Origin of the sequence: Chitinophaga silvisoli, assembly GCF_003412465.1 — a bacterium.
GTDB classification, from domain to species: domain Bacteria; phylum Bacteroidota; class Bacteroidia; order Chitinophagales; family Chitinophagaceae; genus Chitinophaga; species Chitinophaga silvisoli.
This window is the reverse complement of the sequence record NZ_QTJV01000013.1, coordinates 33,318-48,846: the sequence shown is the minus strand read 5'-3', so window position 1 is coordinate 48,846 and position 15,529 is coordinate 33,318. Positions and strand designations below refer to the sequence as shown.

Annotated in this window: 13 protein-coding genes; 4 read left to right on the top strand and 9 right to left on the bottom strand. The window is 42.7% G+C overall.

The annotated features are described in order from the left end of the window. The first annotated feature begins 22 nt into the window (after positions 1-22). Positions 23-385, top strand: coding sequence for a winged helix-turn-helix transcriptional regulator (locus DXN04_RS27695; RefSeq protein WP_116856669.1), 363 nt, complete (start codon positions 23-25; stop codon positions 383-385). Between the two features lie 178 nt (positions 386-563). Here DXN04_RS27695 and DXN04_RS27690 read toward each other — a convergent pair whose 3' ends face one another. Further along, positions 564-1,550 carry an aldo/keto reductase gene (locus DXN04_RS27690; protein WP_116856843.1) on the bottom strand — a complete coding sequence of 329 codons (987 nt, stop codon included), beginning with the start codon at positions 1,548-1,550 and terminating at the stop codon, positions 564-566. Positions 1,551-1,701: 151 nt separating this feature from the next. On the opposite strand from DXN04_RS27690, the gene DXN04_RS27685 reads away from it, so the two are divergent. From DXN04_RS27685 to DXN04_RS27675, 3 genes are all read left to right on the top strand, one after another. Then, the gene (locus DXN04_RS27685) at positions 1,702-2,598 is read left to right on the top strand and encodes a helix-turn-helix domain-containing protein (RefSeq protein WP_116856842.1); all 897 of its coding nucleotides are present in this window, start codon (positions 1,702-1,704) and stop codon (positions 2,596-2,598) included. 102 nt (positions 2,599-2,700) lie between these two features. Then, positions 2,701-3,561, top strand: coding sequence for a chromate resistance protein ChrB domain-containing protein (locus DXN04_RS27680; protein ID WP_116856668.1), 861 nt, complete (start codon positions 2,701-2,703; stop codon positions 3,559-3,561). A 71-nt stretch (positions 3,562-3,632) separates the two neighbouring features. Continuing rightward, positions 3,633-3,878, top strand: coding sequence for a hypothetical protein (locus DXN04_RS27675; protein WP_116856667.1), 246 nt, complete (start codon positions 3,633-3,635; stop codon positions 3,876-3,878). Here the strand turns inward: DXN04_RS27675 and DXN04_RS27670 are convergent. The 8 genes from DXN04_RS27670 to glgP all read right to left on the bottom strand — a co-directional run bounded on the left by DXN04_RS27670 (position 3,875) and on the right by glgP (position 15,460). After that, positions 3,875-4,840, bottom strand: a complete 966-nt coding sequence (locus DXN04_RS27670) for a hypothetical protein (RefSeq protein WP_116856666.1) — start codon at positions 4,838-4,840, stop codon at positions 3,875-3,877. The two genes, DXN04_RS27675 and DXN04_RS27670, sit on opposite strands and share 4 nt — an antisense overlap. Positions 4,841-4,851: 11 nt before the next feature. Beyond that, a complete protein-coding gene (locus DXN04_RS27665) occupies positions 4,852-5,913 on the bottom strand; it encodes a hypothetical protein (RefSeq protein WP_147320081.1) in 1,062 nt (353 codons plus the stop codon). Between the two features lie 230 nt (positions 5,914-6,143). Next, entirely contained in the window at positions 6,144-7,682 is a 1,539-nt protein-coding gene (locus tag DXN04_RS27660) for a CotH kinase family protein (RefSeq protein ID WP_116856664.1), read from the bottom strand. 158 nt (positions 7,683-7,840) lie between these two features. After that, complete coding sequence (locus tag DXN04_RS27655; RefSeq protein WP_116856663.1) at positions 7,841-8,566, bottom strand: polysaccharide deacetylase family protein; 726 nt, start codon at positions 8,564-8,566, stop codon at positions 7,841-7,843. A gap of 2 nt (positions 8,567-8,568) precedes the next feature. Further along, positions 8,569-10,605, bottom strand: a complete 2,037-nt coding sequence (locus DXN04_RS27650; RefSeq protein ID WP_116856662.1) for a site-2 protease family protein — start codon at positions 10,603-10,605, stop codon at positions 8,569-8,571. A 19-nt stretch (positions 10,606-10,624) separates the two neighbouring features. Continuing rightward, positions 10,625-11,170 carry an HdeD family acid-resistance protein gene (locus DXN04_RS27645; RefSeq protein ID WP_116856661.1) on the bottom strand — a complete coding sequence of 182 codons (546 nt, stop codon included), beginning with the start codon at positions 11,168-11,170 and terminating at the stop codon, positions 10,625-10,627. A 45-nt stretch (positions 11,171-11,215) separates the two neighbouring features. Then, on the bottom strand, positions 11,216-11,413 hold the full coding sequence (locus DXN04_RS35910; RefSeq protein ID WP_116856660.1) for a YgaP family membrane protein: 198 nt from the start codon (positions 11,411-11,413) through the stop codon (positions 11,216-11,218). A 75-nt stretch (positions 11,414-11,488) separates the two neighbouring features. Continuing rightward, positions 11,489-15,460, bottom strand: a complete 3,972-nt coding sequence (glgP, locus tag DXN04_RS27635; protein WP_116856659.1) for an alpha-glucan family phosphorylase — start codon at positions 15,458-15,460, stop codon at positions 11,489-11,491. Between the last annotated feature and the right edge of the window lie 69 nt (positions 15,461-15,529).

The window sequence follows — 15,529 nt, the reverse complement described above, 5'->3', positions numbered from 1 at the left end:
CATTATTCCTTATTTTTGGAATATGGCAAAAGGATATGAAAGAAAGATTCCTATATTGGATTGCGGGCATGAATATATCCGGCAGGTATTGCATGGCCGGTGGAAGATAGCATTGTTGCTACGTATTGCGAATGGGATTAACAGGCCCGGGGAACTGGCAAGAAGTATTCCGCAGGCTACAAGAAGAGTATTGGATGTACAGTTGGATGAACTGGTCAGGCACAGGCTTGTGGACAAGCAGGTTTTTAGTGGGAAAATACAGCATGTGAAATATGCCTTGAGTGAACTGGGGGAGTCGATTATGCCGGTGATTGCGGTGATGGGTAAATGGGGAGATGAACATGTGGAGCAATTGAAGGAGGTGCTTGATTCGAAGAGGGGATAGTGTTTTGTATTTTACTGCGATGATAGAAGACTTATTTCAATAGACAATAACGTATTCATTAATATCAACTGCAGATTCGAAGTATAATTAACATCCGGTTAGCCGGCTCTACGGATAGAGCCGGCTATCGGTTTAGATGTAAATCACCATCCCTAAAATCCTTCCATTCTCCAATCTCCTAAACTTTCCTATCTATCACCTTATCCAGGCTTTCCGGATACCTGCCTCCCCTGGCTTCAATCCTATCCGCCCCCTGTGTGATCATGCTTAACTCCGTGGGAGAAAGCTCCACAGCTGTCGCGCCGATGTTTTCTTTCACGCGTTCGGATTTCGTGGTACCAGGGATCGGAACGATCCATGGCTTTTGTGCCAGGATCCATGCGAGCGCTACCTGCGCGGTGGTAGCTCCTTTCTCATTGGCCACCCGATAGAGCACCTCTACAAAAGCCTGATTAGCTTCCATGTTTTCCTTCTGGAACCGTGGAAAGTAACTCCTGCCATCCTCTTTCTCAAAGACCGTATCAGCACTTATTTTGCCCGTCAGGAAGCCTCTGCCGAGTGGGCTGAACGGCACAAAACCAATCCCAAGTTCCTCAAGGACAGGAAATACCTTTTCTTCGGGTTCCCGCCACCAAAGGGAGTACTCGCTCTGCAACGCCGTCACGGGCTGCTCGGCGTGGGCTTTACGGATGTTTACAACACCGGCCTCCGAAAGTCCGAAGTACTTCACCTTACCCGCCGCAATAAGCTCCTTTACAGTGCCCGCCACTTCCTCAATGGGAACTGTCGGATCCACACGGTGTTGGTAAAGCAGATCGATGGTGTCAATGCGCAGGCGTTTGAGTGATGCATCTACTACATTGCGGATTGTTTCCGGCCGACTATCGAGTGCGGCGTTCGATCCATTTTTGAATCCAAATTTGGTGGCAATCACTACCTTGTCCCTGACTGGTGCGAGCGCTTCCCCGACGATGTCCTCGTTGGTGTAGGGGCCATACACCTCAGCTGTATCAAAGAAGGTGATACCCTGTTCCACCGCATCGCGCAATACGCGAATAGCTTCCTTCCTGTCAGGCTGGTTGGCATAGCCATGGCTGAGGCCCATGCAGCCGAAACCAAGTTCGGATACCGTTAATCCTGTGTTTCCTAATTGTCGCAATTTCATTTTGAACATTTTATGCTGCAAAATTGTGAAGGAAGGGCGGGCCGTTTTGTATATAGATTACGGGTTTCTCTACCAATATTACAGATGGGACATACAGGTATCAAAAGAGATGGCAGGAACCAGTAAATTTGTAAGGATTAATAAACAGCGTATGGAAGAGATAGTAAAAATTAGCAGCATCGTACAATACAATAGCTTGCGGGGTATGACTACCAAACATCCGCTGGTGACAGTGATTGACCTGTCTATTGCGCAACCATTGCCCGCCATGTCATTCAACTTTGGTTTGTATGCGGTGAGTCTGAAACAACTGAATTGTGGCCAGTTGCGCTATGGAAGAAAATATTATGACTACCAGGAAGGAAGTTTGGTATTTATAGCACCCGGACAGGTTGTAGGAGTGCAACCCGGCGTTGAATCTATTACCCCGCAAGGCTGGATATTGCTCTTTCATCCCGACCTGGTAAACGGTACTTCCCTGGGTAAACACATGCAGGATTATTCATTCTTTTCGTATGATGTAAGTGAAGCACTTCACCTGTCGGACAAAGAGAAAAGTATTGTGATTGATTGCTTCTCAAAAATTGAGTATGAACTTGATCAAAATATAGACAAGCACAGTAAAAAACTGATTGCATCCAACATTGAATTGTTGCTCAATTACTGCATCCGTTTTTACGACCGCCAGTTCATTACCCGCGACAGTGCCAACAAAGGAATCCTCGAGCGGTTTGAATACCTATTGAAAGGATATTTTTCATCCGGTAAACCACAGCATGAAGGCTTGCCTTCCGTCGCTTATTTTGCAGAAGCCCTGCATTTATCACCCAACTATTTTGGTGACCTGGTGAAAAAAGAAACCGGCAGATCTGCGCAGGAATACATCCAGTCGAAAGTAATAGATGTAGCGAAAGAGAGAGTGTTCGACAAGAATAAATCTGTGAGTGAGATAGCTTATGAATTGGGGTTTAAATACCCCCAACATTTCACCCGTTTATTCAAACAGAAAACAGGTATTACGCCGAATGATTACCGGATGATGAATTAAATTCCTTTTTAAACATTCAATTTTTTGCCAGTTAGCATTTTTTTAAAATCTATCTTCCAGTTTTTGTTAGTTTCGGGGACTATTGCAGCAAATCAATATAATATGAAGTGGATCACACGTGAACGGCCTAAAATAGACAGAATAGCCTGCCCCTGGCTTATCAGGCGCTTCATAGATAAAGAGGCTGAGATCATTTACGTGCCCTTTTCTGACGTGATCAACCAGGCATCCCGCCTGAATGCTATTCCATTCGATATTCCGGGTGTAGAATACACTCATTATGAAGGTCAATGTACATTTGATTACTTTCTCAAAAAACACCAGCTAAACGACCCTGCCCTTATCCGCATGGCGGCTATCATCCGCGGAGCAGATACTGATCGTCATGATTTCGCCCCTCAATCAGCCGGGCTCGAAGCGATCTTTTCAGGACTGGCGCACAATATCACGGACGATTATATATTGCTAGATCTTGGCATGACCATTTACGATGGACTGTATATATGGGCAAAAGATTTATACCAGCTTAAACATACCCAGGCGGGGCCGGCAGAACAAATGTTGCTGGAGATTTTCAACCGGTATATTAATAATAAAGGCAACTCAAAAACACCCGATTGGGTGGCCGGACTAAAAGCACTTATCCAGGATCAGATTGATACCAACCTCAGTCTTACGCTAAAGGACTTATCAAAAGACCTTGATGTAAATCCTTCCTACATTTCTAGGGAATTCTCAAGGTATTTTGATAACTTATCTTATGGTGATTATATACGCAAACTAAGGATTGAACGTTCTGTTGATCTACTCAGGACATCCACCTATTCCCTAACCGAGATTGCCTACCTGACAGGGTTTTCAGATCAAAGCCATTTTACACGGGTTTTTAAGCAACAAATGGGAGAAACGCCTTCTGAGTTCAAAAAAAAATACTTAAAAGGTAAAAAGGATTCCAAAAGTTAATGCTGTTCTTTTCTATTTTAAAAGACAGCAAGGGGATTGAATTGCAGTTATAATTCATTTAGTTGAAAAATATGAAAGCAACTGTAGTTTTTGTATTGATTGTTCTTGTCTGCATGATTTCTTCCGGGGTTTTAATTGCTCAGACCTATCCAAAAATCACAGGGTATGTTGGCATCATACATCTCATTGTCACCTTCGGAAATGGTGCTACTATACAAATACGGGGAGTATCTCCTTCATTACAGGGCTGTGGCTCCAATGAATTACAAAAAGAGCTATCACCTTTTAACCTGATGATAGCCCTCTGTTCATTTTAAAAATCAAAATTTGTTGTTCCTGTCCAGGCAGTATCCGTCAACTGGAAATTTGGGCTTACATTCAACGAATCCGTATTCAGAAACACGGAGATAGCCGTCAGCGAACTACGTTTGGGCCGGACTGGTTTGGTCCCTAATACGATGGCATTCCCGCCCCCTTTTATCCAGGTAAGTGTGACCTGTAGCTGTGCCCCGGGAATAGAATCCTGTGTTCTGAACAGGTCAGCCGTATAAATCCTAATGGGCAGGGTATCGTTGGTACGCAATGTATCGGGCATCATTTGTCCGCCGTAGGTAGCTTGTACATATCCACTGGTCAGGTTATGAACATCATACCGGATAGCAAACGCCAGTCTTTTTAACAACAGGCTGATAGTGGTATTGCTTGCATCGCGGGCAGTGTAATTGGTGCTACCGAAATAAGTATCGGCTTGAGACAAAGGATATTTTGCAAATGTATTTGCCAGGGTATCTGTTACGATACTCATATTGTTCAGCGAGTCGATGAAACCTGGTTCCATTGTTTCATTTACAGCATACACCATACGATTCTGCAGGATTCGATGTATTGGATACGCATATTGCTTACCACCATTTACAGAGAGCTGCCACCACAATCCCAGGCCGCTGCCTCTTTTTATAGCGGCTACATTGACGATGTATGAGCTGTCTTTCAGCAGGTCGATGCTGATGCTGTCTGTGTTGTCAAATAATCCCTGTGCATATAACGCGCCCTGGCCGGTTCTGATATTCACACCATAAATGGTGCTGTCATACGCTGATCTGGCGGCGATCGATGTTTTGCGCAGATCCCCTATGCTGGTAGTAATGTCTCCACTGAGCTGTAAGTGAATGGTTACCTTTTCAGCGTTAGTGGGCGGTGGAGTAGGGGGCGTGGTAGCATCTCTTTTGCAGGATAGAAAAAGAAAAAGTGCTGCCGGTATGAGTAGGTAATTTTTCATAATGAAATTGCTTAGAATCTGATAGGAGTATTTGTAGACCAGGATGTTGTTGAATATTTCAGGCTAAGGGTACTATTGCCTGAAGTAGCGCTACTATCCAGTAAGGGTAATGTAATGTTTACATTGAGGAGTTGATTCCTGCCTGGCGTAGGTAGTGTGGTTAAACCATTGCCTATATTGTAAGTCCGGCCATCGGGAAGTTCCCATTTGATGCTGGCAACGATGTCATAAGTACCAACGGTGCCACTACCTCTTTGTAAGGTATCAGCTGTTAAGAATTCAACGGCAGAATAGATGCCCAGGTCAGTGTCGATCGTGTTTGGATACAATACTTTGCCAGGTAAATAATTAGGATAGTCAAAAGTAACCAGTAGCCGGCCCTGTGTGAGTTGGGGGCAGGTATATTTTATACCAAATACCAGCCGGCGCATGGGAATAGTGATAGTGGGCTGAGTAGCATCTACGGTGTAATTTTTTACTTCTCCGGCGTAGGTAGTGGCTTCAGCCAGGGGTCCGGTGACGATCGAGCCGGTGCTGTCGCTGGTAAAGGTCTGATAATCGGTCCCATTTTCCCCAAAGCCATAGGAGTAGAAAAGGATGTTTGGAGCATAATCCATATGGTTTTGCAGAATGCCACCTATGGGGTAATAGAACAGGGGCTTGCCATTATCCTGTGGATTGCCATAGGAATCGCCCCATTCATAATAATCACGGTAAAATCCGTGGCCGGTACCTTTTTGCAATACGACCAACCGTATTTTGTAGGTATAGGCCGGATCGAGCAGGAAATGGATAGAGTCGGGGTTGTCAAAAATTCCTAATGCATATTTCGAAGATCCATTCCAGATCTCTACAGAATAGTAGGTGCTATCCCGTATAGTTTTGGCGATCGTACTGCTGTTAATTTTTCTGGCAGACTGATCGACTGTGAATTCACCGCCGGGCTGGAGGGTGATCATTACTTTTTGGGAGGAGGTCGTTGAGGAAGGTTTGTTGTCTGTGTTCTTTTGGCAGGAACAGCAGTACATAACAAAGGCCACCCCACAAACAATCAGAGAGATTGTAGTTTTCATTTTGGGTTTTGTTTTTTTGATGAATGCTACACTTTCCAGGCTAACAGGCAGGGAGTTACAGCATGGAATAATTAGTAGTAATTGTATTGGTCCCCTTTATAAGGAGCAATTTACTGCATTTTTTGAGCTGGAATATTACTTGTAATAGTAGAGTGGGTGAGGCGTTTTGTATTCTTAAAGCAGGGATAAACGAAAGAAGGTGCATCTTTTGATGCACCTTCTTTTCTGGTTTAATTCACGGCGCTTCCCAGCCCCGCAAAAGCCTGATCCAGCCAAGCAATCCTATTGTGTAACCATGTCTTCATATAAAGTACTTCATTGTTATACGAGCCCCAAATGGCATAATTAGGAAAGGTATAGTTGTATAAAGTATTGTACTTATTATTGTTTTCAACGACTGCCCATTTCAGTTCAGCTGCGTTCTTATTGATAAAAGCGAGAATATCATTTTCTTTGGCCTTAAAATACGGCCATCTTGCTTTTACCTTCGCTACAAATGCCGGATCATCAAAGAGGCGGGAAATCCATAAGGCATTCTTTACCCAAAATCCCGTGTAGTCCTGGTTGTTATTATAGTTTACATTCCCCAATGCGATATCAAAATCCCAGATAGGTCCCATTTTTAATTTACCACCGGGCTTCAGGTTCATATAGCAGCTGGAATAAAAAACAGCATCATTGTTTTTAGTGATTTCATTGACCAGGTACCAATCTACAAAACTGTTTACATCCAGGTATTTGTTATAGCCTTCGGTGGAGTCCGTGAAGTTAGGGCTATAGAGTGCTACTTCCGCCATATAAACATATTGGTGGATGTAGTTATACTTTGCATCGCCGGGAGTCACATCCGGATCTTTGATAGTAATGGTCAGTCCCATCGTCTGGAAATAGATATCATCCGGGGCCAGTCTGCCTAACTGATCGACCTCGAGTACATATCCATTATCGCCTACATTGATACGATTGGTGCCTGTTTCAATCTTTTCCATGACCAGGTACGTGCCGATGTACACATCATTCATGAATACTTCTGCAAAATGACCATGTGGTGTCCAGTCCTGGTTGCTCAGTTGACCCATGTAGTAGGCAGTGGCATTGCGTAGCATGGTTTTATCAAAATAGTTAGCGATCAGGAGCCAGTCTTTGGCCTTGGGTTCACCGAGTACGGAAGTCTTGCTGTCGAATTTTATTTTGTAAGGATTTTTGGGATTGCCCCAGGTGGTGCCGCCATGGCCTTTTATCTGCATAGTGGCTGTGGCGAGGTCTGCATATTGGCCAGCGCCATCGATAGAGACGGAGCCTTTCACATAAGTGTCTTTCGAGGTGACAGGGGCTTCCGTTTTGATTTTGATAACAGGCAATCCTGTAAAGTTCACAAGTTTGACAGTGTAGTCAGTTTTGGCACCATCAGTACTGGTAACAGTGTACGTGAGGGGCTTTTTAAAATTTTGGGGGGTGATGCCGCTGGTTTGTATGCTGTCGTTGACTGTGACAGTGGCACCGGCACTCTCGAACGAAGGAATCAAATTACCAGGATCCGAGTAATAAGGAATTCTGCCTGTGATCGTATTGCCCGATATGGTCATATCGATCGTGTCGTTAAGGTAGAGTCTGTTTTGGGCGGTGTCGAACCAGAAGCGATAAAAATTGTTGGCTGCTGTAACCTGCGTGAGTGTTTGTACAAGGACTTCTTTTTTACAGGCGTAGCTTACAGTCAGCATAAACAATAGCATTGCATGCCTTTTTCGAAAAAGCTGTGGTCTTTTCATGTGGATCGTGGTTATAGAGTAAATAGTTAGGAAATGGTAATTTGGGACAATCTTTAGGCGAATGTAGCGTAATTATTTGAAAATCCAAGTTTTATAAAGGTCAACTCAGGTGGGGGAAGATACAATACCTTCTTTACTTCGTTTTTCATTGTGTTATTTTAATAGGGGAGCGTAAAAGCGTTCGTCATTGCTTTTTTGAGTTCAGCACCAGACCATTTTCCTGATACCATGATTCGCCTGATTGTATAGTTAGGATCTGTTGAGTACTGAGGTTTATCCAGCTGGAAGGCCGCGATGTAATCAGTTTCTTTCAAATCTTTAATAGCCTTTTCACTCCACACGCCGTAGGGATATGCAAAATAGCTGATGGTTTTTCCGGTTATTTTTTCCAGCTGTTTTTTTGGTTGTATCAACTGTTCATTAAGATGATAGTTTGGATGTAATGCCAGATTGGTATGGTCCCATGTATGACAGGCAATAATATGGCCTTGTGCGGACATTTCCCGGATCTCCTTGTCAGTTAACCAACCCGGTTTATTCAGGCAAACTGTCATAATAAAGAATACTCCCCTATAGTGGTATTTATTTAATACTGGTATTGCAATAGTGAAATGTGCTTCATGGCTGTCGTCAAACGTAATCATTACCGGTTTGGATGGTAATGGAGCGCTTCCATTCATGTAAGCATATAATTCATCGGGTGTAATCGTTACATATCCATCTTCATGCAGGTAACGTAATTGTTCATTTAACTGTTTATCGCTAATATGTAAGAGGTCTTCTTTTCCGTCCTTCCCATTACTTATGTTATGATAACACAAGATGGGTACTTCCTGCAACCGTAAGCAGCAAGATAAAATCAGGTATATAAGTGTATGGCCCATTATTATTGATATTGAATATAGACGGGAATTGGAAACAATTTCAAAATTTCATCCGGCTGCATGATTGTTTGCCTGGCCGGTGTAATGTCATTTTTATAAAAAAGTTTAAAGCCGGTATATTGAACAGGTTCTTTGGCTACAAAATATTTATAAGAGTCTTTTTTCTTTGCAGGAAATCCAAATCCATCCATGTTAATTACTATCTGGACCTGTTCACAGATTTTTATATTCCTGTAATTAGTGACCATTGATTGAGTGAAGCGATGAACAATGAGGATTTTGGGTGGCAGATGGTATTTTAATACCAGGTCTTGCAGGTAACTACATGCAAAATTTATATCTGCTGCGTCAAAGGTGCCAATTTCCGAACAGGGAATAGCATTATTTTTCATGGAATATTCAGGATCTATACCCAGGTGTACATCTGGTAGTTGCAGATATTTTTCCAGCGTCACCAGTTCCTCCTGCAAAGAGCTATGGCCTACCTGCACATCCAGGAAGATGATAGCATTGATCTGATGTGCGATTTTGATAATGCTGTCGATTTGGGATGCCGGCATCCGTAGGCGGTATTTTTTATCCTTTCCGGGTTTTTGTTGTGCTGTAACGGCAATATAATGTAAAGCCGGTTGTACCGGAAATAGAGGATCTGCCGCTGCCCATTTTTGAGATTCGGACAGTAATTGTGCTTTCATTTTCTCTGGTGGCAATTCGCCAAGTATGCCCATATTGGGTGAATATAGGTTGCCATAAAAAGCAACAATTCTTTTATAAGGTAAAATTGCACCCTGCAATGGAGGAGTTGGGTTATACTTCCATGTTAAGGTAGGTGTGTCATGCAATATTCTCATAGCATGACTATAATAGCCTGTAGTATCAACTGAGGGCTTTTGCTGAATACTAAATAGTGATAGTAGTAAAGGAAGTATAAAAGCCAGTGCAAATGGTTCTCTATGTGCCGTCATTGCCTGATTCAAAAGCGTACTGATAATATTGTCTCTGCTGATTACTCCAAGTACCTTTTTATTAGGTGATGTGACAGGCAGGAAAACATCTGCTTTTGAAGGCAATTGATTCCAGATGTCTGTTAATTTATTATCAAGCGGAATGGGCGTGATATCCGGGATGACAATGTTTTTCAGGGCAACTGCTTTCCTGTTGGTTAAAAATGAAAACAGGATTATCTCTTTGTCAAGGATGCCGACCACATTTTCATTGTCGGTTAATACAAAATACCGGTCATTGCAGGAGCAGATAATTTGAAGTATTTCTTCCTGTGAGTTTTGTACATCAATTTGCTTAAAATCGTGCGAAATTACATCGGCTACATTTTCATCCTTCAGCAGGAAGGAAATTATATAATTATCTTTTTCGATAGTTGAAAGGAAGAGCAGGAAGCTTCCAAATAAAATGAGTAGTAGGTTGCCTGTAAACAATCCGGCAAAGGTTAGCAGCAAACTAAATGTCCTGGTTATGATCAAAGTAGTTCTAAATGCCATATATGGAGATAAAAAAAGTCCCATTACCCCTTTAATTATTTTCCCCCCATCCATGGGTAGTGCTGGCAACAGGTTGATAATAGCCAGTGCAATATTGATGTTATATATAAAGTGGAACAGGTTTCCGGGATGCCAGTCCCCCCAAATTATACTTAATTTCCAAAAGGCAGTACCAGCTGGCAAAAACGGCAATGTTATAATTGCCAAACAAATATTGACCAGGGGGCCGGCCAGGCTAATCACTGTTTCCTGGCGGGGATTAGCTGGTTGGCGTGAGAAATAGGTAAGTCCTCCTACAGGCAATAACTGTATCTTGCGTATTGAAATTTTGTAATAGCTTGCAGCTAATGCATGGCCCATTTCATGCATGAACACACATACAAACACCACCAGTAATTCACCTATGGTCAATAGCACAGTATTCGCCGGTTCTCTGCTTATTACCTGGGTTATTAATACCCAAAATATCAATAAGAGAACTGTCCAGTGTATTTGGATCGGAATGCCTTTGAGGAAAAATGTTTTAATGGGATTTTTCATATAGAACCATTTTTAGTGATCATGGGGCATATATAATTTCTGCTTTGCGTAAACGGAATGAAAATAGGAATATAAATAACCCTACTCCAAAGAATGCCATACCCGTAAATAATCCTATAGTAAACCCAGTAATAATGGGGTTCCACAACAATAGGAGAGAAAGCAGCATAGACAAAATACTTATACCCATTAGCCAGAACCATCCTATTCCGTCATATAACCTCAGGCTGAATGAAAGCATCATCATCATTACCGAACGAAACATCAGTGAAATCGCAAGTAGATATGACAAGCCCTCAAACGAAAATTCCGGATAGATGATGACTCCAATAATCAGGTCCGTTATCCCGCCTGCAATCCGCCAGCCGCTGCTTTTCTGAAGTTTATCTTTGCGGATACCCATAACAATTTCGGCAGTACCGCCGACGATGAAAGTGATGCTTAAAAGCAGGCTGAGCGCATAGTATGTGCCAAAAGGTAGTATAGCCATTCCTGCGCCTGCCAGCATGAACAGCAGTCCTATTACAAAGGCCAAGCCCCAGTAATGCCTGAAGATGTGGTTCATGGTTTTGGTTTTTTATGGTTATTACATCTTTCTATACGACTGAGGTTATGAGGTTTTCTTTATTCCCAGCAAAGCATATAAAGGACACCATCCTACAAGTCCTGTAATTATTAAAATACCTGCTATTACCATCAGTACATATGCTGATGAACCGGATAACCTGTTAGCATAAAAGAGCACGCAAATGCCTACTCCCAAAAATATCCGTATACCCCTGTCTATGTTTCCGACATTTGTTTTCATTGGAATTAGTTTTGTTTCAATACTAAATTAGATATCTCATTAGTCAAAAGCATTGATTTCCATCATGTGAAATTATTACGTCCATAGTACTAATGGTATTTCAGTTTTGAACATGAGCAAAATGTTTCGGGCATATATTCTGCATGTTAAATTGTATTCCCCATTTTTGATCAGGGTTATATTTGCTGAATAGGTAGCGATAGCATCCTTTCGCTGAGTCAGCAATAATTCTTTTTTGAATACCTCCTGCTGGTCTCCGTGTTTTGAAGTAAATATTACATCTACCCCAATATCATCTGTAGAGAGCACACCAGTATCGATAGTAATGATGAAGTTTATGGTATCACCGGCCTTTCCGGAAAGTAATTTCCCTTTCTCCGGACTTACCTGTAGTACCTGGATGCTATTCCATCCATTGCTGATCTTCTCTTTCCAGGATGCTACTGACTTTGCCCGGTAATAATTGTCGATACTTAATGCCAGGGTATGGTCATGTAATTTTTTATAATAATAATAGTATTCGGTCATCATCCTGGTGGATGAAATCTTAGGTGCAGTATGTACAAAGGCATTCCTGATCATGGCTGTCCAACCCGTAGGAATATCATGTTCATCTCTTGTATAATATAGAGGTATGATATGGTGTTCCAACAGATTGTATAATTCCTCAGCATCTACTTTGCGCTGATCAGGAGTATCTTCATTTGCTGATACAGAATGTGAAGAAAGTGCCCATCCGGTTTCGGGGGTATAAAATTCGGCCCACCAACCGTCAGGCGTGCTGAAGTTCAGCACGCCATTAACCAGTGCTTTCATACCGCTGGTGCCGCAGGCCTCCGTATCCCTTATCGGTAGATTTAGCCAGCAATCGACACCTTGCGTTAGGAGCTGAGCGATTTTGATGTCATAATTTTCCAGGAATAGGATATTATTATGACTCGTCAGACTGAAAACTTTTTCCAGTATTTTTTGTCCTTCTATATCTGCTGGATGTGCTTTGCCCGCGATGATTAATATTACGGGCCGGTCTTTGAGATGTAGCAGTCGGGTGAGCCTGTCAATATCATAATATAAAAGGTCTGCCCGCTTATAGTGGGTAATTCTTCTGGCATAGCCGATAAACATAGTTGTAGGTTGCAGTTGCGCCAGGAAGTTTGTGATTTTTTCAGCAGGATAATGATGCCGGGTAAATTGTTCTGACAACAGTTCCCTTATTTCCGTTATACACCTCTTTTTTACAGAGAGCCTGGTGGCCCATATTTCGGCATCTGCCAGCTCCTTCAATTTTTCCCAATTTTCATCAGGGGTAGTAAGATGGAGGCCGTTTTGCTGAAATACCTGTTGCCATTCCGGAGCTACCCAGGTAGGCAGGTGAATGCCATTGGTTACTGCAATAAGTGGTAAATCCATTGGCAGGTAATTTTTCCAGAGGGGGCCCAATAACTGTGCTGTTACCGTCTTGTGTTTGCAACTGACAGCATTAATGAGTTGGGAAGTTCTGGCTGCCAGGCAGAACATAGAAAAGACAGTATCCTGGTTACCACCGGAACCCAATGAGAATAGCTGCTCCCAGGAAATGAAGCATTCTTTTGCAATATGTGCCAGGTAGGTATGTAGCAGTGTTTCATCATAAGTATCCATAGCAGCAAGGGCGGATGTATGCGTAGTAAACAGTTGGGAAGACCGCACAATTTCAGCTGCCTCGGCAAAGGTTAAATGTGATGTTGCTATCAGTTGGCGGATTCTTTCAAGTGATAGAAATGCTGCATGGCCTTCATTACAATGATAGACATCAATGGATAGTCCCAGTTCACTTATCAACCTGACACCTCCAATGCCGAGAATGATTTCCTGCTGAAGACGGTATTCTTTTTCTGCAGGGTATAGCTGGCCCGTAATTAGACGGTCATCGGGCATATTGGTAATGATATCTGAATCAAGTAGGTAAAGCATGGTATTGCCTACTTTTGCTTTCCATGCCTTAACCCATACCTGCCTTCCGGGAAAGCTTAAGCTGATCTGAAGCGTATCTCCGCAATGGTGTTTTACTTCCTGGAGGGGTAGGGTTGTTGGATCCAATTGTTCTTTTAATATGATTTGTTGTCCGCTGTCGGTCAGTTGCTGTCTGAAGTATCCCTGCCGGTAAAATAATCCAACAGCAATCACCGGGAGGTTTAGGTCGCTGGCAGTCTTCAGGTAATCACCTGCTAGAATACCCAGGCCACCTGCATAAATGGTAAGTGCCGGGTGAATGCCATATTCCATACAGAAATAAGCGATGGCAGGAGCGGCTTTTGCCTGATTTTTTTCCGTAGCATAGAGCTCATGTACCTGCTCCGGAGTAGACGATGAGATGTTAATCTCCCGCCATTTGGGCTCAGGTTTATATACTGATGGTATTTCAGGCGGGCGGGTGGCCGGCTTATCATGAAAGAGGTATTCCCGTTGCAAACTTTTGTTCAACGAAAAATGCCAGGCAGTCTTGTATTTATCAATACATTTTTCCCAGGTAAATTGTGCGCTTATATATTGGGCATTTGCAGACAGGGACAATTGCTCATCTTTGGATAAGTCCATATAGTGAACAATGCAGTTGGCAATTTCCTCAGTCGCCAGCATATTTTCTGTGAGGTGGCGATTTATGATAAATAGTCCTTTTGTTGCTTCTTTGGGTAATTGGGCAACAGCCTGGGCAAAACCGGCCTTATCACTTGTAATTGTATAGATGCCATTGGCCAGGCTTTCCATCGGGGTATATCCCCAGGGTTCATAGAAGGACGGGAATATGGCCAGATCGAAGGCGGATAGTACATTGTAATATGGCAGATTGAAAATACCGTCATTGCCATCCAGGTAAACAGGTGCGAAAATAACTCTTACAGGGCTGCTATCATTATTAACGAGGTCCTGGAAGAGCAAGCGTTTACAGATATCGTCTTTGTCAGGAGAATATAAATTATGAGTTAATATTTTAGAAAAAGGCCCTGCATCATTTGCAGACAGTACCCTGGGGCCGGTATGGCCGGCAGGAATAAACAAAAATAATATAACAGGATGATGAAGTGTCTTTTTTTTAAGGGCCCCCATGGCATCTATCAATAGGTCCAATCCTTTATTATGAAACTCATACCGGCCTGCCGAGAAAATAAACAGGGTATCTGGGGCAGTATTTTCCTTTAGTAAGCTAGTTGCCACCCAGGTTAGGAGATCGCGGACTTGTTGCCTGGACTGGGGTTTAGTTGCCGCAACCGGATGATTAAACCCATTAGGCGTTATAATGTCTGGTGCTTTGCCCAGGTAGGCAAGGCATTCACTAGCGGTAATTTCACTTACACAACAGAAGCAGTCTGCATTTGTGGCTGCATTTTTTTCAAGGGAATGTTTTGCCGTCAGGTGGAATGTGGCTGCCTGTACATCAGGCTGAATTTTATCCGGTATAATGCCGGCACCGGCAAGCGCTCTCCCCAGTACCGTTGCGTGAGTGGTAAATATCGTGGCTACCTGTGGAACATATTTTTCAATATACAGTACACCTGCACCGGTCATCCATTCATGAAAATGAGCTACAATACGATCCGTGGCATTTAGGTGGAATTTATAATAACTGTCAATGACTACCCCTGCTGCATATCCAAACAACGCAGGATCAATATAATCCCATTGCCCGGTTATAGAATCAAGCCTGTAGTGGACCCAGAGATCTCCGAAGATCTCATCTTTTTTACTGTAAAAAGTAGAGAAATCGATGAGGATAACGAGGGGTGAACCTTCAATATTCCATCTCCCTGTTTTTATGTTTAATCCTTCTTTTCCTGCCTGGGCTTTCCATCTGTAGAAGAGCGTATTGTCTTCAATAAATCCTGGTATGTTTCCTTCATGTCTGATGAGGTCGGGGCCGATCAATATATACCTGTTCCCAAATTGTTTTTGCACTAAAGTGGCTTTGGTACTGATCACTGTATAAATTCCTCCTACTTTGTTACATACTTCCCAACTTACTTCAAACAGATAATTGGGGGAGATCAATTCATGCATGGGGGCTGTCATGGCTGTTGATATTAAATTACAAACAAGGTATTTAAACGACGGGTGAATTAAAATGATAAAGGAGACAAG